The organism is Burkholderia sp. 9120 (genome assembly GCF_000745015.1).
Classification (GTDB): Bacteria; Pseudomonadota; Gammaproteobacteria; order Burkholderiales; family Burkholderiaceae; genus Paraburkholderia.
Genome location: NZ_JQNA01000001.1, coordinates 253,207 through 277,859, shown reverse-complemented (window position 1 = coordinate 277,859; position 24,653 = coordinate 253,207). Strand labels below are relative to the sequence as shown.

The window sequence follows — 24,653 nt, the reverse complement described above, 5'->3', positions numbered from 1 at the left end:
CCGCCCGCGCCGGCAAGCCATGCCGCCCACGGCGCCGGCTCGACATCTGGCGGCAGCGAGTGGAGGAGACACCATCTTGCGCGTGCTCAAACATCTCTACGTGCAGGTCCTGATCGGACTTGCGGCGGGCATTCTCGTCGGTTATCTCGCGCCGTCGTTCGGCGTCGACATGAAGCCGCTCGGCGACACCTTCATCCGTCTCATCAAGATGCTGATCACGCTGGTGATCTTCTGCACCGTCTCGGTGGGCATCGCGCGGATGGAAAGTCTCAAGCAGGTCGGCCGCGTCGGCTTCAAGACCTTGCTCTACTTCGAAGTGGTGACGACCATCGCGCTGGTGATCGGACTGGTGGTGGCGAATGTGCTGCGTCCGGGCGCCGGACTGAACATCGACCCCGCCACGCTCGATCCGCACGCCATGTCGCACTACGTGGCCGACGCGCATGCGGCGTCGTCGAGCTTCTTCGATCTGATCGTGCCGAATTCGGTGGTGGGCGCGTTCGCGCGCGGCGATCTGCTGCAGGTGCTGCTGTTCTCGGTGCTGTTCGGCATTGCGCTGTCGATCATGTCGCAGCGCAGCCGGCTGCTGATGCGCGGCATCGAACAATTCGGCGACACGCTGATGCGCATTGTCGAAATGATCATGCGTCTCGCACCGCTGGGGGCGTTCGGTGCGATCGCGTTCACGGTCGGCAAATACGGCATCGGCACCTTGCAGCAACTGGGGCTGCTGATTCTGTGCTTCTACATTACGAGCATTCTGTTCGTGGCCGTCGTGCTGGGTTCGGCGGCTCGCTGGGCGGGCGTGGGGCTCTGGCCGTTGCTCAAGTATTTCCGCGAAGAATTGCTGATCGTGCTGGGCACGTCCACCACCGAGTCCGTGCTGCCGCGTCTGATGGAAAAGCTCGAACGCATGGGCTGTCCGCGCGCCATCGTCGGGCTCGTACTGCCGACCGGCTATTCGTTCAATCTCGACGGCGCGGCGATCTATCTGACCATGACCTCGCTGTTCATCGCGCAGGCGACCAACACGCATCTGTCGCTGTGGCAGCAGGTGGGCTTGCTGGCGATCCTGATGCTGACGTCGAAGGGCGGCGCGGGGGTGGCCGGCGCGGCACTGGTGGCGCTGACCGCCACGCTGTCGACCCACAACATCATTCCCGTGGCGGGCATCACGCTGATTCTGGGCGTGGACCGGGTGCTCAACGAGGTCCGCGCGCTGACCAATATGATCGGCAACGTCGTCGCAACGCTGGTGGTCGCGCGCTGGGAAGGCGCGTTCGACGCTCGCGCGGCCCGCGCGTTTCTGGCCGCGCCGCGCGAGCGCCAGGCCGAGGCGCAACAGCCGTTGACCCCGCAGGCGCCGGCCGCCGGGCCGGGCCTCGACCAGATACGGCATCCGGCCGCGCACCCGTTGCTGGAAAAGGCGGCCAAATGAGCACGGCCGGCAGACGGATCGTCGTCTGATCGACCGCCCACACCGCCTTCTCAGGGAAGACTCGATGGCCCGACTATTACCCGCTGCGCTCACCGCCCTGGCGATCGATTCGTTGCGCCAGGCGGGCGCGTCGCAAGCCACCGCTGAATCGACTGCCCGCGCGCTCGTCTATGCCGATCTGCGCGGCCTGTCGTCGCACGGCGTGGCGCGTCTGCCGATGTATTGCGCGCAATTGCGCAACGGCCGCGTCGACCCCGGCGCGCAGCCGGCCGTCGTCGCGGATCGTGGCGCGGCCGTGCTGATCGATGCCGCGGATGGACTCGCCTATCCCGCCTGCGACCTGGCCGTGACCACGCTGATCGAACGGACCCGTCAGTTTGGTAGTGCCGTGGCGGGCGTAAAGCGCAGCCATCACTTCGGCGTGGGCGCGGCGCATCTGGCGGCGCTCGGCGCGGCGGGCAGGGTGGCGCTCGCTTTCAGCAACTCGCCCGCGGCCATGCCCGCCTGGGGCGGCCGGCGCGCGCTGTTCGGCACCAATCCGATCGCCGCCGTGTTTCCACGGCGCCATGGCGAACCGCTCGTGATCGATCTCGCGCTGTCGCAGATCGCGCGCGGCAAGATTGCGCTGGCCGCGCGCGACGGCCAGGCGATTCCCGAAGGCTGGGCCACCACCCGCGACGGGCAGCCGACCACCGACGCCCATGCCGCGCTCGACGGCATGATGCTGCCGTTTGGCGGCGCGAAAGGGGCGATGCTCGCGCTGATCGTCGAGTTGCTGGCGGCGGCGCTGACCGGCGCGAATTTCGGCTATGAAGCGGGGTCGTTTCTGAGCGAAGAGGGCGAGCGTTCGCGCATCGGTCATCTGTTCTGGGCGATCGATCCGGGCGCGCTGGCCGGCGACGACACTTATCTGTCGCGCGTCGAGGCACTGATCGGGATGATGAGCGCGGACGACGACGTCCGTCTGCCCGGTTCGCGACGAGAGCGGCTGGCGGAGACGGCGCAAACAGACGGCGTGGAGATTCCCGACGCGCTGATCGCGCAGTTGCAGCGCAATTGATCCGCCGTCGCGCACGAGGGCGGCCCGCGCCGACCGCGCCGGCCGGCCTGCGCGCTATAGCTGCGGCGGTTCGTTGCGCAACGATGACGGCCCGGTCGTGCCGCGCACGATCAACTCGATCGGCAGGCGTTCGTGCGGCGGCGGGTTGCCGTTCGCGAGCCAGCTCAATACCGCGCGGGCCGCGTGTTCGCCGAGCTCGTAGGTAGGCAGCAGCACCGTGGTGAGCCCCGGCATGATCTGCGAGGCGATCGGCAGGTTGTCGCAGCCGACGATCGACAAAGCGTCCGGCACGGCGATGCCGAGCGCTTGCGCTTCGAACAGGCAGCCGAGCGCCAGCACGTCGTTGCCGCAAAAAATCGCGGTGGGCGAAGGGCGCAGTTTCAACAGATGCTGCAAACCGGCGCGGCCGCCTTCGAAGCCGAACGGCTGCTCGATCACGCAGGCGTCCGGCAACGCGTAGCCGTGTTGCGCGAGCGTCTCGCGAAAGCCGCCGATGCGCTCCCGGGCACGGTCGTTGTGCCGAGTGAAACCGGAGATCGCGCCGAAGCGGGTATGGCCGAGCGACAGCAGGTGATCGGCGGCGAGACGCCCGATCAGCCGGTTGTCGAAACCGATCGCGGGCGGTGCGCTTGACTGCGCCGGCTCCGGCTCCTCGCCCGGGCTCGACCACATGACGACCAGCGCGACCTGACTCGCGCGGATCAACTCGTAGGTTTGCGCGGCATGGTCCTGACCGACCAGCAGGATCGCGTCGACGGCGCGCTCCAGCAGTGCGCGGACCACTTCGGTTTCAGCCGCCAGGTTGTATTCGTGGGCCGAGATCAGCAACTGGTAACCGGAATTGGACAGGGTGGTCTGCAAGCCCTGCACGGCGCGCGCGAAGATCGCGTTGTCGAGCGTCGGGACGATCGCGCCGACCGTGCGGGCGCGCCCCAGCGCGAGCGCGCGGGCCGCGCCGTCGGGCACGTAGCCGAGCGTGGCGATGGCCTCGCGGATACGGGCGCGGGTGTCCGGCTTGACCCGGTTCGGGCTCGACAGCGCCCGCGAAACCGTGGCTGTCGATACGTCGGCGAGGCGCGCGACGTCGTCGATGCGCGCGCGCGAGGGAGGGGCATTGCTCACTGGAGATGTCTCGTTCGAAGACCGCTGCGGCGGCTACCGTTCAGACCGCGGTTCAGACCGCGGATAAGTCTGATTGTAGTGCGTGAATGCAAGCGCATGACATTTCTTCGCAAGGCTTGGTGTAAGTCCTGATACAACAATCGGAAATCAGGATTATAGTCAAATGCAAGCGGTTGCATTGAGTGGCAGGACGACCAACCGCACCCCACAGGAGACGACGTGCTGACGGCTATCCGTTCCATTCGCTCACCGCGCCTTGTCTGCAGCATCGGCACGCTCGGCGCGACGCTCGCGCTCTGGTACGTGTTCACCAGCGGCACCGGCATCGTCGGTCCGGCGCGCTTGCCGGCACCGCTGGAGGTATGGCAGGCACTGTTGCAGGTGGCCGGCGAGGGTTACGCCGACGGCCGTCTCGACCAGCACATCGTGCAGAGCGTCAAGCTCGTGCTGTACGGCTTCGTCACCGCGGCGCTCAGCGGTGTGCCGCTCGGTTTGTGGATGGGCCAGTCGCGCCGCGCCCAGGCCTTCTTCAATCCCATCTTCATCATGCTGCGGCCGATTCCGCCGCTCGCGTGGATTCCGCTCGCGATCGTCTGGCTCGGTCTCGGCGACGCCGCCAAGGTCATGGTGATCTGGTTCGCCGCTTTCGTGCCCTGCGTGATCAACAGCTTTGCCGGCGTGCGCAATCTCGATCCCGCACTCGTCGAAGCGGCCGACATGCTGGGCCTGCGGCGCCGCCAGTTCGTGTTCGAAGTCATGCTGCCGGGCGCGTTGCCGATGATCTTCACCGGCTTGCGGCTGTCGCTGCAAGCGTCCTGGACCACGCTGGTCGCCGGCGAACTGATCGGCGCGGTGCGCGGTCTCGGCCACTTGCTGACGCAGGGCTCGCTCGACATTTTCCCCGCGATGATCGTGGTCGCCATGCTGAGCGTCGCGCTGTGCGGCTGGTTGATGACCGTGCTGCTGGGTCTGCTCGAAAACCGTTCGATGCCGTGGAGAGCAAGGCGATGAAACTGCAGCATCTGGCACGTTCCGACATGGACCCCGTGAGCCTGGTGAATCGCACCGACGCGGCGCACGCGAAAGAGACGCGACGGCAGGCCCGCGCAAGCGCCGTCGCGGCGCATGGCGCGGGGCCGGGCAGCGGCACGTTGTGGGCGTTGAGCGCGGCGGGTCTGCTGGCGTTTTTCGGCATCTGGTGGCTCGCGGCTGCGGCGCAACTGATTCCCGCCGCGTTCCTGCCGACCCCGTTCGCCGTTGCGACGCGTTTCGTCGACCTGCTGACGCATCCGTTCGTCGGCTATACGCTCGAACAGCACCTGTGGTCGAGCCTGCAGCGCTACCTGATGGGGCTCTCGCTGGCCATCGCGGTCGGTGTGCCGCTGGGCCTGATGATGGGCTGGTTCCGCTGGCTCGATTACATCGTGAGTCCGCTGTTCGAAACGCTGCGCTTCATCGCGCCGATCGCGTGGGTGCCGTTCGCGGCGCTGTGGTTCGGCACGGGTATCGGCGGCCCGGTGCTGATCATTTTCGCCGGCGCCTTTCCGCCGTGCGTGGTGAATGCCTACCGCGGCGCGAAGCAGGTCGACGAGCGTCTGCTGGAGGCGGCGCGGATGCTGGGCCTGTCGAACCGCATGATCGTCTGCGAAGTGCTGCTGCCCGGCGCGTTGCCGGCGGTGATCGCTGGGCTGCGGGTGGCCGCCGGGCTCGGCTGGATGTCGCTGGTCGGGGCGGAACTGATCGTCGCCTCGAGCGGCATCGGCTACATGATGGTCAAGGGGCAGTCGTCGATCGATACCGCGACCGTGATGAGCGGCATGATCGCGATCGGCATGGTGGGCGCGGTGATCGACTGGCTGCTCGGACGTATCGAAACCTTCGCGATGCGGCATCGGCGCCGCGCGCGCCGCTGAGTGCCTCGGCGACTCCCATTCCGGGTCTGCCGCAATCGCTACGGAGTACCGACATGAGCGTCATCCGCTTCGACGATGTTTCCCGCGTTTTCGGCCACGCCGGCAGCGGCATGGTGGCGCTGGATCACGTGAGCCTCGAGATCGCCGACCGTGAGTTCGTGGCGATCGTCGGGCCGTCGGGCTGCGGCAAGACCACCTGTCTGCGGATGGTCGCGGGGCTGGAGTTTCCGTCGTCCGGCACCGTCAGCGTGGACGGCCGGCAGGTGCTGCGTCCCGGACCCGATCGGGCGGTGGTGTTCCAGCAGTTCGCGCTGTTTCCCTGGAAGAGCGTCTACGAGAACATCGAGCTCGGTCTGCGGGCGCAAGGCGTGGCCGCCGCGAAGCGCCGCAGCACGATCGAACGCTATATGGACCTGATGAACCTGCGCGGCCATGAAGCGGCCTATCCGCATCAGTTGTCGGGCGGCATGCAGCAGCGCGTCGCGATTGCCCGTGCCTATGCGCTCGATCCCGGCGTGCTGCTGATGGACGAGCCGTTCGGCGCGCTCGACGCGCAAACGCGCGTGGTCATGCAGGAGGAACTGGTGCGCGTCACCCGTGCCAATCCGCGCACCGTGCTGTTCATCACGCACGCGGTGGAGGAGTCCGTCTATCTGGCCGACCGCGTCGTCGTGATGACCAGCCGGCCGGGACGCGTCAAGGAAATCGTCGACGTCAAATCGGTGCGCGAAGCGAACCAGTGGGACCAGCACAAGCGCATCGAGGACGTCATGGATCTGGAGTCGTTCGTGCGACTGCGCACGCACATCTGGAAATCGTTGCGCGACGAGCACGGCGGCGCTGCGCGCGCGGCCGCATGAGCGGCGCGTCGACACTGAAAAACAGGGAGACCAGCATGAACCGGTTGCGAGCGATTTCCGTGGTAGCCATGTTGTGCGCGGGCACGGCGCTGTTCGTCACGCGCGCCGAGGCGGCCGCGCCCACGCCGATCAAGGTGACCTATCAGCCGGCGCTCTACTGGGCGCTGCCGTTTTACGTGGCGACCGAGAAAGGCTGGTGGGCGGCCGCGGGCCTCGCGCCGGAGTTCGTGGTGTTTCCGGCCGGCGTGCCGCAGATGGCCGCGGCCGCCGCGAAATCGTGGGACGTCGGCGGCACCGGCTCGGTACCGGCGGTGCTCGGCTACAAGCGTTTCGGCGTCGAGGTGATCGGTATCACCAACGACGAATCGCAGGGCAACGTGCTGATGGCGAGCAAGGCGCGCTATGACGCGGTGAAGAGCAATCCGGCCTCGCTGAAAGGGCAGACCATCGTCCTCACGTCGAATTCCACGGGCGACTACGCGGTGCAGGCGTGTCTGAAGAAGTATGGGCTTACCAAGACCGACGTCACGCTCAGAAACATGGGGCAAGCCGAGATCATTTCCGCGATGTCGTCAGGCAATGCCGACTATGCCGGCGTGTGGGCGCCCTACGACTACACGCTCGAAGAAAAGTCCGGCGCGCGGGTGCTGTGCAGCGGCAAGGACGGCGGCGCGTCGGTGCCGGGCGCGCTGGTCGCGCGCGGCGACTATGCGAAGGAACATCCGGAAGCGGTGGCGGCGTTTCTCGCGGTCTATCTGCGCGCGTGGTCATGGATGAAAGCGAATCCGGACCAGGCCACCGCATTGATGAAGAAGTTCTATCAGGAGGGCGGCGTGACGATCAGCGACGCGTCGATGCGCAAGGAGTTCGCCACGCGTCCCACCTTCGACCTCACGCAGCAACTCGCCGCGATGGATCGCAGCAAGGGACCGTCCGAAGCGGACAAGTGGTTCACCAGCATCGCGCAGTTCATGCGCGCGTCGGGGGCGCTGCAAGGGGTGCCCGACGCGAAAGACTACATCGACGACAGTCTGATGAAGCGCGTGCAAGCCGATCCGAAGCTGGCCGCCTTCGCGGTGGATACGAAGTAACGAATCAGCCAGACACGCCAGCCGGACACGACAAGCAGGCCGGGGCGCACGCCCCGGCAGGAAGACCTGAGAGGTCTTTTTTAAAGCCGCAGTATGCAAGCGTTTGCATTTACCCAGACCGACCGAACCGACCGCATCGAGAGGAGCAACACCATGAGCGTCACTTACCTGAAGAAAGCGAGCAAGACTCCAGAGACGGAGACCGCGACGGCGCAAAAGGTCGTGGCCGACATGCTGGCGCAGATCGAAGCGAACGGCGAGGCCGCGGCGCTGGCTTACGCGAAGCAACTCGATGCCTGGGACGGCCCGATCATCGTGACGGCGGACGAGATCGAGCGGCGCGCCGCCGATGTGCCGGCGCATGTGCGGGCCGACATCGACTTCGCGGCGCGTCAGGTGTTCGATTTCGCGCTGGCGCAGCGTCGCTCGATCGAAGACTTCGCCGTCGAGTTGTATCCGGGCGTGACGGCCGGGCAGAAGGTCGTGCCGGTGAATGTCGTCGGCTGCTACGCGCCGGCTGGGCGCTACGCGCATATCGCGTCGGCGTATATGGGCGTGGCGACGGCGAAGGCGGCGGGCGTGAAAACCGTGATCGCCTGTTCGAGTCCGTTTCGCGGCGGCGGGATTCATCCGTACGTGTTGTACGCGTTCAAGGCCGCGGGCGCCGATATCGTGATGACGCTCGGCGGCGTGCAGGCGATTGCGTCGATGGCTTACGGGCTGTTCACCGGCAAACCGGCTGACGTGGTGGTCGGGCCGGGCAACAAGTTCGTGGCGGAGGCCAAGCGCGCGCTATTCGGCAAGGTCGGCATCGACGTCTTCGCGGGGCCCTCCGAAGTGGCGGTGATCGCCGACGAAAGCGCCGATCCCGCGATCGTCGCGAGCGACCTCGTCGGTCAGGCGGAACATGGACACGAGTCGCCGGCGTGGTTGTTCACCACCTCGAACGCACTGGCGCTCGACGTGATGCAACGCGTTCCCGAGCTGATCGAGCGCCTGCCGCCGACCGCGCGCGACGCCGCCGGCGCCGCGTGGCGCGACTATGGCGAAGTGATCGTGTGCGATACGCGCGAGGACATCGTCGAGATCTCCGACCGTTATGCGTCGGAACATCTCGAAGTGCATGCGGCGGATCTCGACTGGTGGCTCGAACGGCTCACGTGCTACGGCTCGCTGTTCCTCGGGGAAGAAACGACCGTCGCGTTCGGCGATAAAGCCAGCGGCCCCAACCACGTATTGCCGACCAAGGGCGCGGCGCGTTACTCGGGTGGCCTGTCCGTGCATAAGTTCGTCAAGACCCTCACCTGGCAGCGCATGACCCGCGACGCCGCCAGGCAGATCGGTGAAGTCACCGCCCGCATCTCCCGGCTCGAGGGCATGGAAGCGCATGCCCGCACTGCCGACGACCGCCTCGACAAATACTTTCCCGACGAGCGTTTCGTGCGCGGCGAACCGGTGGTGGTGTGATCGTGGCGCCGAACCAGCCTGATTCGCGCCGAGCGGTACAAGGTCTGTTCGGTCTGGGCGGCCGCACCGCGCTCGTGACCGGTGGCAATTCGGGCATTGGCGAGGCAATGGCGCATGCGCTCGGTCTTGCCGGCGCGCGCGTGATTCTGGTCGCGCGCCGGCGCGACACGCTCGATCTCGCGAGCGGGCGCCTCGCCGCCGACGGCATCGAAACGCACGCGTTGCCGCACGATCTCGCGGACGAAGACGCTGCTCGCGAGTGTGCGCTCACGGCGCAACGCCTGTATGGCCAGATCGACATTCTCGTCAACGCGGCGGGTATCAATCTGCGCCAGCCATTCGGCGAAGTGACGCCGGACGCCTGGCGTCGGCAGTTGGCGCTGCATCTCGGCGCGCCTTTTTTCATGACGCAGGCGCTCGCCCCGGCCATGCAGACGCGCGGCTTCGGCCGGATACTGAATATCGCCTCGCTGCAGTCGTATCGTGCGTTCGGCGACAGTGCGCCGTACGGCGCCGCCAAGGGCGGCATCGTGCAGCTCACGCGGGCGATGGCGCAGGCCTGGTCGCCCCACGGGATCACCTGCAACGCGATCGGTCCGGGCTTCTTTCCGACGGCGTTGACGGCGCCCGTGTTCGGCAACGCCGCGCTCGCCGCGCAACACGCGGCGCAAACCTGCATCGGCCGCAATGGCCGGCTCGAGGACCTGTACGGAGCGACGGTGTTCCTCGCCAGCGAGGCATCGGCCTATATCACTGGACAAACCCTGATGGTCGACGGCGGCTATACCGCGCGTTGATCGTAGCGGAGCAGAGAGGCACTCATGAAAGCATTGGTGTACACCGGACCCAACGAAATGCAGCTGCTCGAGCGCGCCGATCCGGAGCCGGCGGCGGGCGAGGTCGTGCTGAAGATCGACGCCGTCGGCATCTGCGGCTCGGACATGCATGCTTACCACGGTCACGATCCGCGCCGTCAGCCCGGGCTGGTGCTGGGGCATGAGTTCGCCGGCACGGTCGCGGCGAGCCGCGCGCCGCATGTGCCGGTCGGCCTCAGGGTGACCGGCAATCCGTTGATCACGTGCGGGCGCTGCGACTATTGCCTGCAGGGACGCGACAATCTGTGCGTCGACCGGACCATGGTCGGCATGACGCGACCGGGTGCGTTCGCCGAGTACATGTCGATACCCGCCGCGAGCCTGATCGAGATTCCGCCCGACATGCCGGCGACGCACGCCGCGATGACCGAACCGGCCGCGACCGCACTGCACGCGCTCAATCTGTCGATGCGCGCGCTATCCCGGCCGTTGCCCGAAACGCGCACGCTGGTGATTGGCGGCGGCGCGATCGGTCTGCTCGCGGCCTTGCTGCTGAGAAGCTACGGCTGTCGCAACGTGGAGATGGCGGAGGTCAATCCGCTGCGGCGTGCTTCGGCGGAGCGCCATGCCGGCTGCCGGGCCTTCGATCCGCAGACCACCGACACGCCGCCGAATCGCTTCGATTTCGTGCTCGATGCGGTCGGCGCCAAGGCCACGCGCAAGCTCTCGCTGTCGGCGGTAAAGCCGGGCGGCGTGATTATGCATATCGGCCTGCTCGACTGGGATAGCGAAATCGACATGCGCAAGCTGACGCTCGCCGAGATCTCGCTGCTTGGCACCTACACCTACTCGATGGCCGATCTGCGGGCGACCGTCGCCGCGCTCGCCGGCGGCGCATTCGGCGATCTCGCGTGGAAGCAGACACGTCCCCTCGAAGGCGGCGCGCGCGCGTTCGAAGAGCTCGATCAGGGCCGTGTCGAATCGAGCAAAGTGATTCTGGTGCCGGCTTAGTCGGACAGTGAAGGGCGGGTGATTCGCGCCATGCGGTGGATCACCCGCGCTTCTGTCAGGCTGCCGTCGACCCTACCAGCCGCGCTCCCACCCCCGGGAATGCCCCGCCTTGAGCCCCCACCGCCCACCAGCGTAGAATCGTCGCACATCGATTTGGGAGTCCAGCAATGCGTCTGGTTTCTCGTGGCGATTTCCCTCACCCAACCCGGCCAACCCCGGCGTTTTCTCGACCCGCCTCTCGCGCAGAGGTCCGCGGTCGTTGCGGATTTGTTCTCAGATCCGCGCCATGATCCCACTGATTTCCGTAAAAAAGCTCAGCAAGAGTTTCCCCGGCGTACGGGCGCTTCACGAGGTCCAGCTTGAGCTGATGACCGGAGAAGTCCATGCGCTGATGGGTGAAAACGGCGCGGGCAAATCGACGTTAATGAAAATCCTCGCCGGCGTGTACACGCGCGATACCGGCGAAATTCTCGTCGACGGCCAGCCGGTCGATTTCCAGAGCCCACGCGACGCCCAGGCCGTCGGCGTCGGCATCATTCATCAGGAACTCCAACTGATGAACCATCTGAGCGTGGCGCAGAACATCTTCATCGGCCGCGAGCCGCGCGGACGCCTCGGCGTTTTCCTCGACGACGACAAGCTCAACGCACAGGCACGCGACATTCTCGCCCGCATGCACGTGAACATCGACCCGCGCGCCATGGTCGGCGCACTGACTGTGGCCAAACAGCAAATGGTGGAGATCGCCAAGGCGTTGTCGTTCGATTCGCGCGTGCTGATCATGGACGAACCGACCTCGGCCCTCAACGACGCCGAGATCGCCGAACTGTTCCGCATCATCCGCGAGTTGAAGAGCCGGGGCGTGGGCATCGTCTACATTTCCCACAAAATGGACGAGTTGAAGCAGATCGCCGACCGCGTGACCGTGTTACGCGACGGCGAATACGTGGCCACCGTCGCCGTTGCGGACGCCAGCGTCGAGACGATCATCGGCATGATGGTCGGGCGCACCCTGACCGACGTCGAGCCGCCTAACAACACCGCGGACAAAGGCGAGATCGCGCTCCAGGTCAAACACCTGAATGCGGGCCCGCTGGTCAGAGACGTGAGCTTCACGCTACACAACGGCGAGATTCTGGGGTTTGCCGGCCTGATGGGCGCCGGCCGCACGGAAGTCGCGCGCGCGGTGTTCGGCGCCGATCCGATCGAATCCGGCGAAATCGTCGTGCGAGGCAAGCGGGTGACGATCCGCCAGCCGAGCGACGCCGTCGCGCACGGCATCGGCTATCTGTCGGAAGACCGCAAGCGCTATGGCCTCGCGACCGGCATGGACGTCGAGTCGAACATCGTCATGTCCAATCTGGACAAATTCCTGTCGCTCAACTTCTTCCTGCGCCGTGCACGGATTCGCCGCACGGCCGGTCATTTCATCAAATTGCTCGCCATTCGCACGCCGTCCGCGACGCAGCCGGTCCGCCTGCTATCGGGCGGCAATCAGCAGAAGGTCGTGATCGCCAAATGGCTCGAACGCGACTGCGACGTGCTGTTCTTCGACGAACCCACGCGCGGTATCGACGTCGGCGCCAAAAGCGAAATCTACAAGCTGCTGCGCGCGCTCGCGGCGCAAGGCAAGGCGATCGTGATGATCTCGTCGGAGCTGCCGGAAATCCTGCGCATGAGCGACCGCATCGTCGTGATGTGCGAAGGCCGCATTACCGGCGAACTCCTGGCCGCCGAGGCGTCGCAGGAAAGCATCATGCATCTCGCGACGCAGCGCGACCCCTTGAAAGCAGCGGCATGAACCTCGTGAGGTCTGAATGAAGTTGCCATCGGATACGTCGGCGTTAGTGAACGAGGGGCGCGCCTCCGGCCTGAGAGCGCGTCTCTTCGCGCCGGCCGCGCTGCAAAAAATGCTGGCGTTTGCGAGCCTGGTCCTGCTGCTGGTGTTCTTCAGTTTCGCGTCGCCGGCGTTCATGCAGATCGACAATATTCTCGGCATTCTGCAGGCCACGGCCGTCAACGGCGTGCTGGCGATTGCCTGCACGTTCATCATCATCACCGGCGGCATCGATCTGTCGGTCGGCACGCTGATGACGTTCACGGCGGTCATTTGCGGCGTGTTTCTCACCTACTGGCATCTGCCGATGTGGACCGGCGTGCTCGCGGCGATCGGCGCCGGCGCGATGTGCGGGACCATTTCAGGAACCCTCATCGCCAAGATGAAAATCCCGCCGTTCATCGCGACGCTCGGCATGATGCTGCTGCTGAAAGGGCTCTCGCTGGTGGTCTCGGCCGACAAGCCGATTTACTTCACCGACACTGAAAACTTCACCCTGATCTCGCAGGATTCGCTGATCGGTTACGTGCTGCCGAACCTGCCGGTGCCGAACGGCGTGCTGATCCTGTTTTTCCTGGCAATCGTGAGTTCGCTCACGTTGAATCGCACGGCGCTCGGCCGCTACACATTCGCGCTCGGCAGCAACGAAGAAGCGGTGCGTCTGTCCGGCGTGAACGTCGACCGCTGGAAGATCGCGATTTACGCGCTCGGCGGCGCTATTTGCGGCATTGCCGGCTTGCTGATCGCGTCGCGGCTGAATTCCGCGCAGCCGGCGCTCGGCCAGGGCTATGAACTCGAAGCGATCGCCGCCGTGGTGATCGGCGGCACGTCGCTGAGCGGCGGCGCGGGCACGATCCTCGGTACGATCATCGGCGCGTTCATCATGAGCGTGCTGACCAACGGGCTGCGCATCCTGTCGGTCGCGCAGGAATGGCAGATCGTCGTGACCGGGCTGATCATCATTCTCGCGGTGTATGCCGATATCCTGCGGCGCAGCAAGCGCTGACACGCCACACACGAAATCAAAAAGGGGAGCGCGAAAGGGCTTCCTCATTACTGAAGGCGGTGGTCCACCTTAGGAGGAGAGTTGCCATGTTGAATCGAAAACTATTCGGTGTCGTGGTCGGCGTGGGCGCGCTGGTCGGCGTGACGAATCTGGCCCGCGCGGAAGAACCGTATATTCCGCTGATCTCGAAGGGCTTCCAGCATCAGTTCTGGCAAGCCGTCAAATCCGGCGCCGAACAGGCGGCGAAGGAACAGAAAGCCCGCATCACGTTCGAAGGTCCCGAGACCGAGGCCATGGTCGACAAGCAGATCGACATGTTGTCGGCGGCGCTGGCGAAGAAGCCGCAGGCGCTCGGCATCGCCGCGCTCGACAGCAAAGCGGCCATTCCGCTGCTGCGCCGCGCGCAGGCCGCCAAGATACCGGTGATCGCGTTCGACTCGGGCGTCGACAGCGACATTCCGCTCACGACCTGCGCGACCGACAATCTCGCCGCGGCCGCGCTCGCCGCCGACAAGATGGCGGCGGCAATCGGCGATTCGGGCGAAGTGGGGCTCGTGGTGCACGACCAGACCAGCCGCACGGGCGTGGACCGTCGCGATGGATTCCTGAATGAGATGAAGGCGAAGCATCCGAACGTCAAGATCGTGTCCGTGCAGTACGGCGGTGGCGACCACTTGAAGTCCGCGGAAATCGCCAAGGCGATGATCCAGGCCAATCCCAATCTGAAGGGCATTTTCGGTTCGAATGAAGGCTCGGCCGAAGGCGCGGCGATCGGCGTCAAGGAGTCGGGCAAGAAGCTTGTGCTGATCGGCTACGACTCCGGCAAGGAGCAGAAAGACGACATCAATTCCGGTCTGATGCTGGGCGCGATCACGCAGAACCCGGTCGGCATCGGCAAGTGCGTCGTCGATTCCGCGATGAAGGCGCTGAAGGGCGAGAAGCTGCCGAAGAAGGTCGACACCGGCTTCTACTGGTACGACAAGAGCAACATGAGCGATCCGAAGATCGCCGCCGTGCTGTATGACTGAGTTGCGCCGCCAAGGCGCAATGGGGGAGGCCGCGCGCGTGGTGCGCGCCTCTCTCTTTCTGGTTCCGTCGGGTGAGAGGGAGACAGGCGGACATCGATAGCTGTCGCTCAGGAGCGTGCCAAGTGACTACGATCACCAACCTGTCCGTGCGGGACATCCGCTTTCCGACTTCGCGTTCGCTCGATGGCTCCGACGCGATGAACGCGGCGCCGGATTACTCCGCCACTTACGTGACGCTCGAAACCGATTCGGCGCAGCCAGAAGGGCTCACCGGTCATGGCCTGACGTTCACGATCGGACGCGGTAACGAGATCTGCGTGGCGGCGGTGAAGGCGCTGGCGCCGCTGGTGGTCGGCAGGACGCTCGAAGAAATAGCGGCGAACATGGGCGGGTTCTGGCGCGCGCTGACGTCGGACAGTCAATTGCGCTGGATCGGTCCGGACAAGGGCGCGATCCATCTGGCGACCGCGGCCGTCGTCAATGCCGCGTGGGATCTGTGGGCCAAAGCGGAAGGCAAGCCGGTGTGGAAACTGCTGGTCGACATGAGCCCGGAAGAACTCGTGCGGTGTCTCGACTTCCGTTACGTGACCGACGCGATCACGCCGCAGGAAGCGATCGCGATGCTGCATCGTCATGCGTCGTCACGCGGCGAGCGCGAAGCGGAGATGCTCGCGCAGGGCTACCCGGCGTACACGACATCGGCCGGCTGGCTTGGCTATGACGATGACAAGATTCGCCGCCTCGCGCGCGAAGGCGTCGCGCAGGGTTGGACGCACTTCAAGCAGAAGGTGGGCGGCAATCTCGACGAAGACATGCGGCGCGCCCGCATCTTAAGAGAAGAGATCGGCGCAAACCGCAAGCTGATGATGGATGCGAACCAGGTCTGGGACGTCGACGAAGCGGTGGCGAACATGCGACGCCTCGCGCAGTTCGACCCGTGGTGGATCGAAGAGCCGACCAGCCCCGACGACATTCTCGGCCACGCGGCGATCCGTCAGCGGCTCAAACCGATCGGCGTGGCGACCGGCGAGCATTGCCACAATCGGGTGATGTTCAAACAGTTGCTGCAGGCACAGGCCATCGACTTTTGTCAGGTCGACAGTTGCCGGCTGGGCGGTCTGAACGAAGTGATCGTGGTCCTGCTGATGGCGGCAAAATTCGGCGTGCCCGTGTGTCCGCATGCGGGCGGCGTCGGTTTGTGCGAGTACGTGCAGCATATTTCGCTGTTCGACTATGTTTGCGTGTCGGCGTCGCCGGAGAATCGGGTGCTCGAATACGTGGATCATCTGCATGAGCATTTCATCGATCCGGTGGTGATCCGCAATGGGCGTTATATGCCGCCGCAGCGCCCCGGCTACAGCATCGAAATGCACGCGGCGTCGCTCGACCGGTATCGTTTTCCTGACGGTGCGGGCTGGACGACCTGAGCGCGCGTGTCGCTTACCGTGGCGCCGTTTGGCCGTGCTGATGCCGCTGGAACGGAACGCGTCCAGCGGCCACCCCCACCACTCCCGCCACTTCAGCGTCAAAAATGGTCCGTACCATTCGACACGTTGATGCCACAGGTGTCCGTTACCGTCAGCGGACTGCTTCCCGCCCAACCCTGCTGCCCGGTGCGAATGCGGCATCGCCGCGCTGCTGGCGGCGCGTGAGCGCCTGCGCGTAATCCGACGACGCGGCGGGAGCCGACCTGATCGCCTGTTCTGATCGTTTCTTCTGCGGGGAATCCGATGAGTGTCCGTCCGATAGGGCACGCGCCTGTCGCCTGGCCATGGACGCGGCCGATGCGGCCAACACGGCCTATGCGGCGGCCGATGCGTGCGCGCGCAACCTCCGGCAAGTCCGGTGGCTTCACGCTCATCGAAGTGCTGATCGCGCTCGCGATCGTCGCCATTGCGCTGGGCGCGGTGCTGCGCGCGATCGGCTCGCTCGCGACGGACACCGACAGCGCGCGCGCACGCTTGCTCGCGCTGTGGAGCGCGGACAATGCATTGGCGGCGATTCGTATTTCATCCAGTTGGCCGCCCGTGGGGCGCAGTACGTTCGCCTGTCCGCAGGGACAGTACCCATTCGTCTGCCGCCAGGTGGTGACGGCGTTCGAAAGCCCGCTGGTGCGTCAGGTGACGGTGAGTGTGTTGCCGTCCGCGTCGAGCCGCAGCGTCCTCGCCGAAGTCGTGACCGTGGTGCAGGATGAAGCGCGCCACTAGCCCGCGCGGCGCGCCGCGAACGAAAGGCTTCACGCTGATCGAGATGCTGGTCGCGATCACGCTGCTCGCCGTGATTGCGCTGCTGTCGTGGCGCGGCCTCGACGCGACGATTCGCGGACGCGACGACATCGCCGCGAAGCTCGGCCAGACGCGGCTGATCGGCCGATACTTCTCGCAAATGCAATACGACCTGCTGAACCTCGTCACCGCCGACGAGGTGTTCGGTCCGCCATTGCGAATCCGGCCCAATGAACTCGTGCTGGTTCGGCATCTGGGTATCGGCAGCGGGCCGACTCAGGTGCAGGTCGTACGCTATCAATTGAAGGGCAGCGAACTGATACGCAGCGCGTCACAGCCGCTCAGCTCGCTCGCCGATCTCGACGATGCCTTGCAGCACATGGATCAATTCGCGCGCATTGTTGTCAGCGACAACGCGCGTTCGATGCAACTCGCGGTATGGATCGCGCCGGACGGTTGGACGTCCAGTCAGCCCGCCGTCGAGGCTGCGTACACGCGCTTTCTGTCGCAGCACGGCATCAGCAACATCACGTCGCTTGGCATGCCGCTGCCGCGTGGTCTCCGCTTCACCGTCGCGCTCGGCAGTCCGCCGGTCGAATTCGTGCGGATGATTCCGATCGGGCAATGAGGCGTGCGTTAGAACCCGTCCTCGGTTCAGTGCCGCACTACAGTCACATTGCAGCCGCATAGCAGCCGCGTGCAGCCCCATTTCGCTCAATTCAATGCGATAGGCATAGTTGAGGAAATGTTCCGTAACTTTCGTCATACGCCTGTTATCGCCCGTCCCTAGTCTCGGGTTGAAGCAGTCACTTTCAAAGATCGTTTCACACGATTGAAGTGGCGGCGCGTAGCGCAACATGACGAGGGAGCGAACGTGGAGGCGGGATACTCACAAGACACGCGAGCGGGCGCGCAGAGCGGCGATGCGTCGGCCACGCGGCGAAGCGTGGCGAATTTATCGCGGGCCAAAGATTGGCATGCGGCAGGGCGCTTCGACGAAGCGGCGCGCGAGTACGAAACGCTCCTGGCCAGCGACCCCGACAACCCCGAGCTGTTGCATCTCTACGGCGTGCTGCATTACCAGCGCGGCGCGGTGGCCGACGCCGAGTCGTTGCTGCGCCAGTCGATTGCGTTGACGCCCACGGCGCGCACGCTGTCCGATCTCGGCGCGGTGCTGGCCGAATCCGGACGGGCCGACGCAGGCCTCGCGCAGTTCGACGCCGCGTTGCGGCTCGATCCGCTCGACATCCAGACGCTCGTGCGCAAGGGCAATACGCTGACGGCGCTGCGTCGCCATGCGGCAGCGCTCGAAGCGTTCGACCGCGTGCTGTCGATCTCGCCGCTCGTGCTCGACGCGTTGTGCAATCGCGGCGGCGCGTTGCGTGCGTTGGGGCGGCGCGAGGAAGCGCTCGACACGTATGACCGCGCGCTGGTCGTCGATCCTGCTTCGTTCGAATCGTGGTTCAACCGTGGTCTGGTGCTGCGCGAATTACAGCGCACCGCCGAGGCGCTGCAAAGCTTCGAGCGCGCGCTTGCGATCCAGCCCGGCCATGCCGTGATGCTGTCGATGCGCGGCCAGTGTCTGGTGGACCTCGGTCGGCTGAACGAAGCGCTCGCGGCCTTCAACGAAGCCATCGCGGCCGAGCCCGGCATGATCGAGGCGCTCTACAACAGCGCGGTCGCACTCGACCGTCTCGGGCGACCCGACGAAGCGATCGGCCGCTGCGCACGGGTGCTGGCGTTGGACCCGCACCATGCGCGCGCGTTGACCTGCCGGGCCAATGCGATGCTGCAATTGAAGCGCTACGACGCGGCGTTGTCGAACTACGACCTCGCGTTGACGATCGACCCCGACGCGGCCGACATTCACTGCAACCGCGGCACGGCATTGCGCTATCTGAAGCGCTACGACGACGCACTCGCCAGTTACGACGCAGCGCTCGCGCGCGACGACCGCTTCGGCGAAGCATGGACCAACCGCAGCAACGTGCTGCAGGATCTGCATCGCTACGACGAAGCGATGAGCGCGCTCGACAAGGCGCTGCAGATCAGACCAGATCACGCGACGAACTTTTTCAACCGCGGCAATCTCCACTACGACACCGGCCGTCACGAAGCCGCGCAAGCCGCCTACGACCGCGCGATCGAACTGAAGCCGGACTACGTCGACGCGCATTTCGCGCGGGCCTCGCTGTATCTCGCGCAAGGCGACTTCGCGCGCGGCTGGGCCGGCTACGAATGGCGTCTGCGGGACGCCGAACTGGCGCGGCACTATCGCCCGTTCGTGCAACCGTTGTGGCGCGGCGACGAACCGCTCGACGGCAAGACGATCCTGATTCACGCCGAACAGGGCTTCGGCGACACGCTGCAGTTCTGCCGCTACGCGCCGCAGCTAGCCGCGCTGGGCGCGCGCGTGGTGCTCGAAGTCCAACCGGCCTTGCGCAAGCTGATGACGACGCTGCCAGGCCCCGCGCAAGTGCTCGCGCGAGGCGAGCCGCTGCCGGCTTTCGACTATCAGTGTCCGCTGCTCAGCCTGCCGTTTGCGTTGCGCACGGAACTGGCGAGCATTCCGCGTCACACGCCGTATCTGCAGGCGGACGCGGAGCGCGCACGGCAATTTGCTGAACGGCTCGGTAATGGACGGCGTCCGCGGATTGGGCTGGCGTGGTCCGGCAATCCCGAGCATCGCAACGACCACAACCGTTCGATCGATTTCGCGCAACTCGCGCCGCTGTTTGCGCTGGACGTCGACTGGATCAGCCTGCAAAAAACCGTGCGCGAGCAGGACGAAGCGTTGCTCGGCGACTCGCCCGTCATCTGCCTCGACGACGAACTCGACGATTTCGCGGACACCGCCGCGCTGATCCGTTCGCTCGATCTGGTGATCTCCGTCGACTCGGCCGTCGCGCATCTGGCTGGCGCGTTGGGCCAGCCGGTCTGGGTGCTGTTGTCGGACCCGGCCGAATGGCGCTGGTTGCGCGAACGCGCGGACAGTCCGTGGTATCCCGACGCGCGGTTGTTCCGGCAAAGCACGCCGGGTCAGTGGGGCAGCGTGATCGAAGCGGTCAGGGCGGCCATCGGCCAACCGGACGCGGAAGACTGAACTCGACGGAAAAACGCCGGGCGCGAGCGCGGCAACAGGGGCCGAAACAATGACATCGAATGGGGAAGGGACGACGCTCGCGATCCAGACAGATTCCGCGCGGGCGCGAGACGAGGTCCCGAAGCCCGACGCCGCGCAGCTCGACCGTCTGTTGCAACGGGCGCGCAAGGCGCACACCGAGGGCGGCCTCGACAAAGCGGAAGCCGCGTATGCCGAGTTGCTGATGCTCGACCCCGCGCATGCGGAAGCGCTGCATCTGCTCGGCGCGGTGCGTTTCCAGCAAGGACGGTTAGAGGAAGCCAATGCGTTGATGAGCCTCTCGATCGAGCGGCAACCGGTCGCGCTGGCGCTCACCAATCACTCTGCCGTGCTGCTGGGTCTCGGGCGGACGCAAGACGCGCTGTCACGACTCGATGAAGCGCTGGCGCTCAATCCCGGCCATCAACGCGCGCTGTTCCAACGCGCGGGTCTGCTCGCGCAACTGGGCCGTCACGACGATGCGCTCGCCGCATACGACCGTTTGTTCGACATCAATCCGGGTTCCGCCGAGGCGCTGCTCAAGCGCAGCGAATCGCTGCGCGCGCTGGGGCGTTGCACCGACGCAATGGTCTGCTGCGACCGTGCGTTGTCGATAGCCGGCCGTTCCTTCGACGTGCTGCGCGAACGTGGACGCGTGTTGCGCGAGCTGGGCCGTTTCCAGCACGCGACGGATAACTACGGTCTGGCGTTGTCGCTCGTGCCGGGCAGTGCAGAGGTGCTGTTCCTGAGAGGCGTCGCGTTTCTCGATCTGCACGAACCCGGCAACGCGCTCGCCGATTTCAACGCGGCGATGGCGGCGAGCCCGAGTTTCGTGGAGGCGATCTACAACAGTTCGGTCGCGCTGGAACAGCTTGGACGGCATCGGGAAACCCTCGCGCGTTGCGACCGCGTGCTCGCCATCGAGCCGAATCATGCGAAGGCGCACGCGAACCGGGGCAACGCGGCGTGTCATCTGGGCCGCGACGGCGACGGCGCGCAGAGCTATGCGCGCTCTCTCGACGTCGAACCGGACAGTGTCGGCGTGTTGTGCAATTACGCTAGCGCGCTGATCAGCATCAAGCGTTACGACGACGCGCGGCAGGCCTGCGAACGCGCGCTCGCGCTCGAATCGGACTACGTGCCCGCGTGGTTCACGCGCGGGCGTGTGTCGCTGGAAACGCACCGTTATGAGGACGCGCTCGGCGATTTCGCGCGCGTGCTGGACACAACACCGCGCGACAAGCTCGCGCATTTTCACACCGGCAATGCGCTGCGCTCCTTGCGACGGCATGAAGAAGCGAAAGCGGCCTACGCGCAGGCTATCGACATCGATCCGGACTACGTGCTCGCGCACTGCATGCGCGCGTTTCTGTGTCTGTCGATCGGCGACTTCGAGGCCGGCTGGAGCGAATACGAATGGCGCTGGCGCGACGCGCAACTCGACGGCAGCCGCCGCGAGTTCGTGCAGTCGAGGTGGACTCACGGCATGCCGCTCGCGGGCCGCACCATCCTGCTGTATGCGGAGCAGGGCCTCGGCGACACGCTGCAATTCTGCCGCTATGTGCCGCTCGTGAAGGCGCTCGGTGCCACGGTCGTGCTCGAAGTGCAGCGTGAGTTGACCGGGCTGCTGGAGAGCCTCGACGGCGTCGACACAGTGGTCATGCGCGGCGGGCCGCTGCCGCCGTTCGATCTGCATTGTCCGTTGCTGAGTCTGCCGCTCGAGTTCCGCACTGAACAGGCGTCGATTCCCGCCGAGGTGCCGTATTTGCTGGCCGATCCTGCACACGTCGCGCGTTGGGTCGAGCGGCTGGGTATGTCGCAACGGCCGCGTATCGGCCTCGTGTGGTCGGGCAATCCGCTGCATCTGAACGACCGCAACCGGTCAATGCCGCTCGCCGATCTGCTGCCGCTACTCGACGACGCGTTCGACTGGATCAGTCTGCAAAAGGTGGTCCGCGACGAAGATCAAACAGCGCTCGCCGCGAGTCCGCTCCGTCACGTCGGCGATCAGATCGAGGACTTTGCCGACACGGCCGCGCTGACCGCGCTGATGGATTACGTGGTGAGTGTCGATACGTCAGTCGCGCATCTTGCGGGCGCGTTGGGGCGGCCGCTTGCGGTCTTGTTGCCGCATACGCCGGACTTCCGCTGGATGCTCGATCGCGACGACAACCCGTGGTATCCCGGCGCGCGACTTTTCGGCCAAACCGAGGCGGGGAACTGGGCGCCGGTGGTCGAAGCCGTAAAGGCGGCGTTGCCTGGGCTCGTGAATGGAGCGGGTCGATGAACCGGCAAAGAGCGCAGGACGCCGCTTCTTCGTTTGCGCCGGTGGCGAACGGGAGTGCCGTGCAGGTGGCTATCGCCGATTCGTTGCGCAATGCGCGCGCGCTGCTGGAGAGGAATGACCTCGGCGCGGCGCGGCGTCTGTACGAAGGCGTGCTGACTCTCTCGCCCGACAACGTCGAAGCGCTCCATCTGCTGGGACTCGTCTGTCTGCGTCAGGGCGACGCAGCGCGCGCGGAGCCGCTGATCGCGCGCTCGATGCGCGCGGGTTTGCGGCAAGCCTGGAACTTCACGAATCACGGCGCGGCGCTGGTCGGCGTGGGCCGCTATCGCGACGCGCTCGCCGTACTCGACGAAGCGTTGAAACTCGATCCCGCGCATCCGCCCGCTCACACGGCGGTCGGCGATGCGCTGCTGGGACTCGAACGCTTCGACGAAGCGATCGCAGCCTACGACCGTTCGCTGCAACGCGCGCCCGCGCAAGCCCAGGCGTGGAGCCGCCGCGGCGCCGCGTTGCGCGCGCTGGGTCGTCCTGCCGATGCCTTGATCAGCCTGGAGCGCGCGCTGAATCTCGATGCCAACGACGCCGCCGCGCACGCCGAGCACGGTCACGCGCTGCGTGAAGTCGGCCGTCATGACGAAGCGTTGCGGCAATACCGGCTGGCGATGGTGATCTGCGGGCGCAGTCCGGCGTTGCTGCTGGCCACGGGCATCGCGTTGACCGAACTGGGGCGTGCCACTGAGGCGCTGACGATCCTCGACGAAGGCCTGCAACTCGCGCCCGACGACACCGCGTTGCTATACGCAAGCTGCGTCGCGCTCGACATGCTGCATGCGCGCGCGGAACTGCTGCGACGCTGCGACCGGCTGCTTGCCATCGATCGCGAGCAGTCGACGGCGTGGGTGGGACGCGGCAACGCACTGCTCGGTCTCGACCGTCATCAGGAGGCGGCCGAGGCCTACAGTGAAGCGCTCAAACGCGCCCCCGAACATATCGACGCGCTGCGCAACCATGCGGCGGCATTGTGCGCGCTTGGCCGCCACGACGAAGCGCTCGACGACTACGACCGCGCGCTCGCGCTGACCGGCGCGCATCCCGAGTTGCTGTACAACCGCGCCGTCACGCTGCAACAACTCTCGCGCTACGACGAGGCGATGGACAGTCACGCGAAAGCCGCCTGCGCGCCCGCCGACACTGCGCAACATCTCTATACGCGCGCGGTCGCCTTGCAGCAGATCGGTGAGCACGAAGCCGCGCTGCGTGCCTACGTGCAGGCCTGCGAACGCGATCCGCATCATGGCGCGGCGCGCCGCTCCGAGGCGTACTGCCGTTTGCTGATGGGCGACATGGCAACCGGCTGGGCACTGCACGAAGCGCGCTGGCACGCCACCGACGTCGCGTTGAACCGGCGTCACGCCGATCGTCCGCTGTGGCTCGGCGTCGAGCCGATTGCGGGCAGGACCGTGCTGCTGCATGCGGAGCAGGGCTACGGCGACACGCTGCAATTCTGCCGCTACGCGAGCCTCGTTCATGCGAAAGGCGCGACGGTGATCCTGCAGGCGCCGCGCGAACTGGCGACGCTGCTGGCGTCGTTGAGCGACGTGAGTTGCATCGTCAGCGAAGACGATGCGATACCGCCGTTCGATTTTCAGGTTCCGTTGATGAGCCTGCCGCTCGCTTTCCGCACGACGCTCGACACGATGCCCGCGCGGGGTGCTTATTTGCACGCCGATGCGCGGCGGCGCGATGAATGGCGTCGCCGTGTCGATGCCATCGCCACGCCGCACAAGCTGAAAATCGGCCTCGCGTGGTCCGGCAATCCTCGCCACAACAACGATGAAAACCGCTCGCTGTCGTTCGCCGAACTCGCGCCGCTGTTCGCGCTCGATGCAACCTTCGTGAGCCTGCAACCGCAAGTGCGCGAGCGCGATCGCGCCGCGCTGGCGGCGAGTGACGTCGTGTGTTTCGACGATGCGCTTGCCGATTTTGCGGACACCGCCGCGTTGATCAATGCGCTCGATGTAGTGATTTCGGTGGATACGTCGGTGGCGCATCTGGCGGGCGCGGTCGGCAGGCCGGTGTGGATTCTGTTGCCGCGCGCGCCCGACTGGCGCTGGCTGCTCGAACGTGAGGACAGCCCGTGGTATCCGAGCGCGCGGCTGTTCCGTCAGTCGCGGCCGGGCGACTGGCCGGCGGTGATCGAACGGGTTGGCACCGCGTTGCTCGACATGATGCCGTTGCGTGACGTAGCAGCGGCATGAGCCGCCCAAGCCGCCCACAGCAGCAAAAGCTACGGACCATTTGAAGCGGCTCAAATGATGCGTAACAGCCGCAACATCGCTGCCACGCGCGGCCCGTATTTTCGATGGATTCAG

19 protein-coding genes are annotated in these 24,653 nt (G+C 65.8%); 18 read left to right on the top strand and 1 reads right to left on the bottom strand.

What is annotated here, in order from left to right; translation table 11 throughout:
* The first annotated feature begins 76 nt into the window (after positions 1–76).
* The gene (dctA, locus tag FA94_RS01165) at positions 77–1,438 is read left to right on the top strand and encodes a C4-dicarboxylate transporter DctA (RefSeq protein ID WP_081935629.1); all 1,362 of its coding nucleotides are present in this window, start codon (positions 77–79) and stop codon (positions 1,436–1,438) included.
* A 64-nt stretch (positions 1,439–1,502) separates the two neighbouring features.
* Complete coding sequence (locus FA94_RS01160) at positions 1,503–2,498, top strand: Ldh family oxidoreductase (protein ID WP_035546055.1); 996 nt, start codon at positions 1,503–1,505, stop codon at positions 2,496–2,498.
* A 54-nt stretch (positions 2,499–2,552) separates the two neighbouring features.
* On the opposite strand, the gene FA94_RS01155 is transcribed toward FA94_RS01160, so the two are convergent.
* Complete coding sequence (locus FA94_RS01155) at positions 2,553–3,620, bottom strand: LacI family DNA-binding transcriptional regulator (protein WP_035546052.1); 1,068 nt, start codon at positions 3,618–3,620, stop codon at positions 2,553–2,555.
* 219 nt (positions 3,621–3,839) lie between these two features.
* Between FA94_RS01155 and FA94_RS01150 the strand changes: the two genes are divergently transcribed.
* From FA94_RS01150 to FA94_RS01075, 16 genes are all read left to right on the top strand, one after another.
* A complete protein-coding gene (locus FA94_RS01150; protein ID WP_231584823.1) occupies positions 3,840–4,631 on the top strand; it encodes an ABC transporter permease in 792 nt (263 codons plus the stop codon).
* A complete protein-coding gene (locus tag FA94_RS01145; protein ID WP_081935628.1) occupies positions 4,628–5,533 on the top strand; it encodes an ABC transporter permease in 906 nt (301 codons plus the stop codon). The genes FA94_RS01150 and FA94_RS01145 overlap by 4 nt, the downstream gene beginning before the upstream one ends.
* A gap of 53 nt (positions 5,534–5,586) precedes the next feature.
* On the top strand, positions 5,587–6,393 hold the full coding sequence (locus FA94_RS01140; protein ID WP_035546050.1) for an ABC transporter ATP-binding protein: 807 nt from the start codon (positions 5,587–5,589) through the stop codon (positions 6,391–6,393).
* 35 nt (positions 6,394–6,428) lie between these two features.
* The gene (locus FA94_RS01135) at positions 6,429–7,484 is read left to right on the top strand and encodes an ABC transporter substrate-binding protein (protein ID WP_035546049.1); all 1,056 of its coding nucleotides are present in this window, start codon (positions 6,429–6,431) and stop codon (positions 7,482–7,484) included.
* Positions 7,485–7,637: 153 nt separating this feature from the next.
* Positions 7,638–8,951 carry a sulfopropanediol 3-dehydrogenase gene (gene hpsN / locus FA94_RS01130; RefSeq protein ID WP_035548990.1) on the top strand — a complete coding sequence of 438 codons (1,314 nt, stop codon included), beginning with the start codon at positions 7,638–7,640 and terminating at the stop codon, positions 8,949–8,951.
* Positions 8,952–8,953: 2 nt separating this feature from the next.
* Positions 8,954–9,748, top strand: a complete 795-nt coding sequence (locus FA94_RS01125; RefSeq protein WP_231584821.1) for an SDR family NAD(P)-dependent oxidoreductase — start codon at positions 8,954–8,956, stop codon at positions 9,746–9,748.
* Positions 9,749–9,772: 24 nt separating this feature from the next.
* The gene (locus tag FA94_RS01120) at positions 9,773–10,777 is read left to right on the top strand and encodes an alcohol dehydrogenase catalytic domain-containing protein (protein WP_035546047.1); all 1,005 of its coding nucleotides are present in this window, start codon (positions 9,773–9,775) and stop codon (positions 10,775–10,777) included.
* A gap of 286 nt (positions 10,778–11,063) precedes the next feature.
* Positions 11,064–12,578, top strand: coding sequence for a sugar ABC transporter ATP-binding protein (locus tag FA94_RS01115; RefSeq protein ID WP_035546045.1), 1,515 nt, complete (start codon positions 11,064–11,066; stop codon positions 12,576–12,578).
* A gap of 16 nt (positions 12,579–12,594) precedes the next feature.
* A complete protein-coding gene (locus FA94_RS01110; RefSeq protein ID WP_035546044.1) occupies positions 12,595–13,620 on the top strand; it encodes an ABC transporter permease in 1,026 nt (341 codons plus the stop codon).
* A gap of 86 nt (positions 13,621–13,706) precedes the next feature.
* Entirely contained in the window at positions 13,707–14,648 is a 942-nt protein-coding gene (locus FA94_RS01105; RefSeq protein WP_035546042.1) for an ABC transporter substrate-binding protein, read from the top strand.
* A 122-nt stretch (positions 14,649–14,770) separates the two neighbouring features.
* Positions 14,771–16,075: an L-fuconate dehydratase gene (locus FA94_RS01100; protein ID WP_035546040.1), complete on the top strand. Its 1,305-nt coding sequence runs from the start codon at positions 14,771–14,773 to the stop codon at positions 16,073–16,075.
* A 357-nt stretch (positions 16,076–16,432) separates the two neighbouring features.
* Positions 16,433–16,855 carry a type II secretion system minor pseudopilin GspI gene (gene gspI / locus FA94_RS01095; protein WP_156126483.1) on the top strand — a complete coding sequence of 141 codons (423 nt, stop codon included), beginning with the start codon at positions 16,433–16,435 and terminating at the stop codon, positions 16,853–16,855.
* A complete protein-coding gene (locus FA94_RS01090) occupies positions 16,839–17,501 on the top strand; it encodes a PulJ/GspJ family protein (RefSeq protein ID WP_035546036.1) in 663 nt (220 codons plus the stop codon). Before gspI ends, FA94_RS01090 begins: the two co-directional genes overlap by 17 nt.
* Positions 17,502–17,819: 318 nt before the next feature.
* A complete protein-coding gene (locus tag FA94_RS01085) occupies positions 17,820–19,976 on the top strand; it encodes a tetratricopeptide repeat protein (protein ID WP_231584820.1) in 2,157 nt (718 codons plus the stop codon).
* Positions 19,977–20,025: 49 nt separating this feature from the next.
* A complete protein-coding gene (locus tag FA94_RS01080) occupies positions 20,026–22,281 on the top strand; it encodes a tetratricopeptide repeat-containing glycosyltransferase family protein (protein WP_035546033.1) in 2,256 nt (751 codons plus the stop codon).
* Positions 22,278–24,539, top strand: coding sequence for a tetratricopeptide repeat protein (locus FA94_RS01075; RefSeq protein ID WP_035546030.1), 2,262 nt, complete (start codon positions 22,278–22,280; stop codon positions 24,537–24,539). Before FA94_RS01080 ends, FA94_RS01075 begins: the two co-directional genes overlap by 4 nt.
* Positions 24,540–24,653 lie beyond the last annotated feature (114 nt).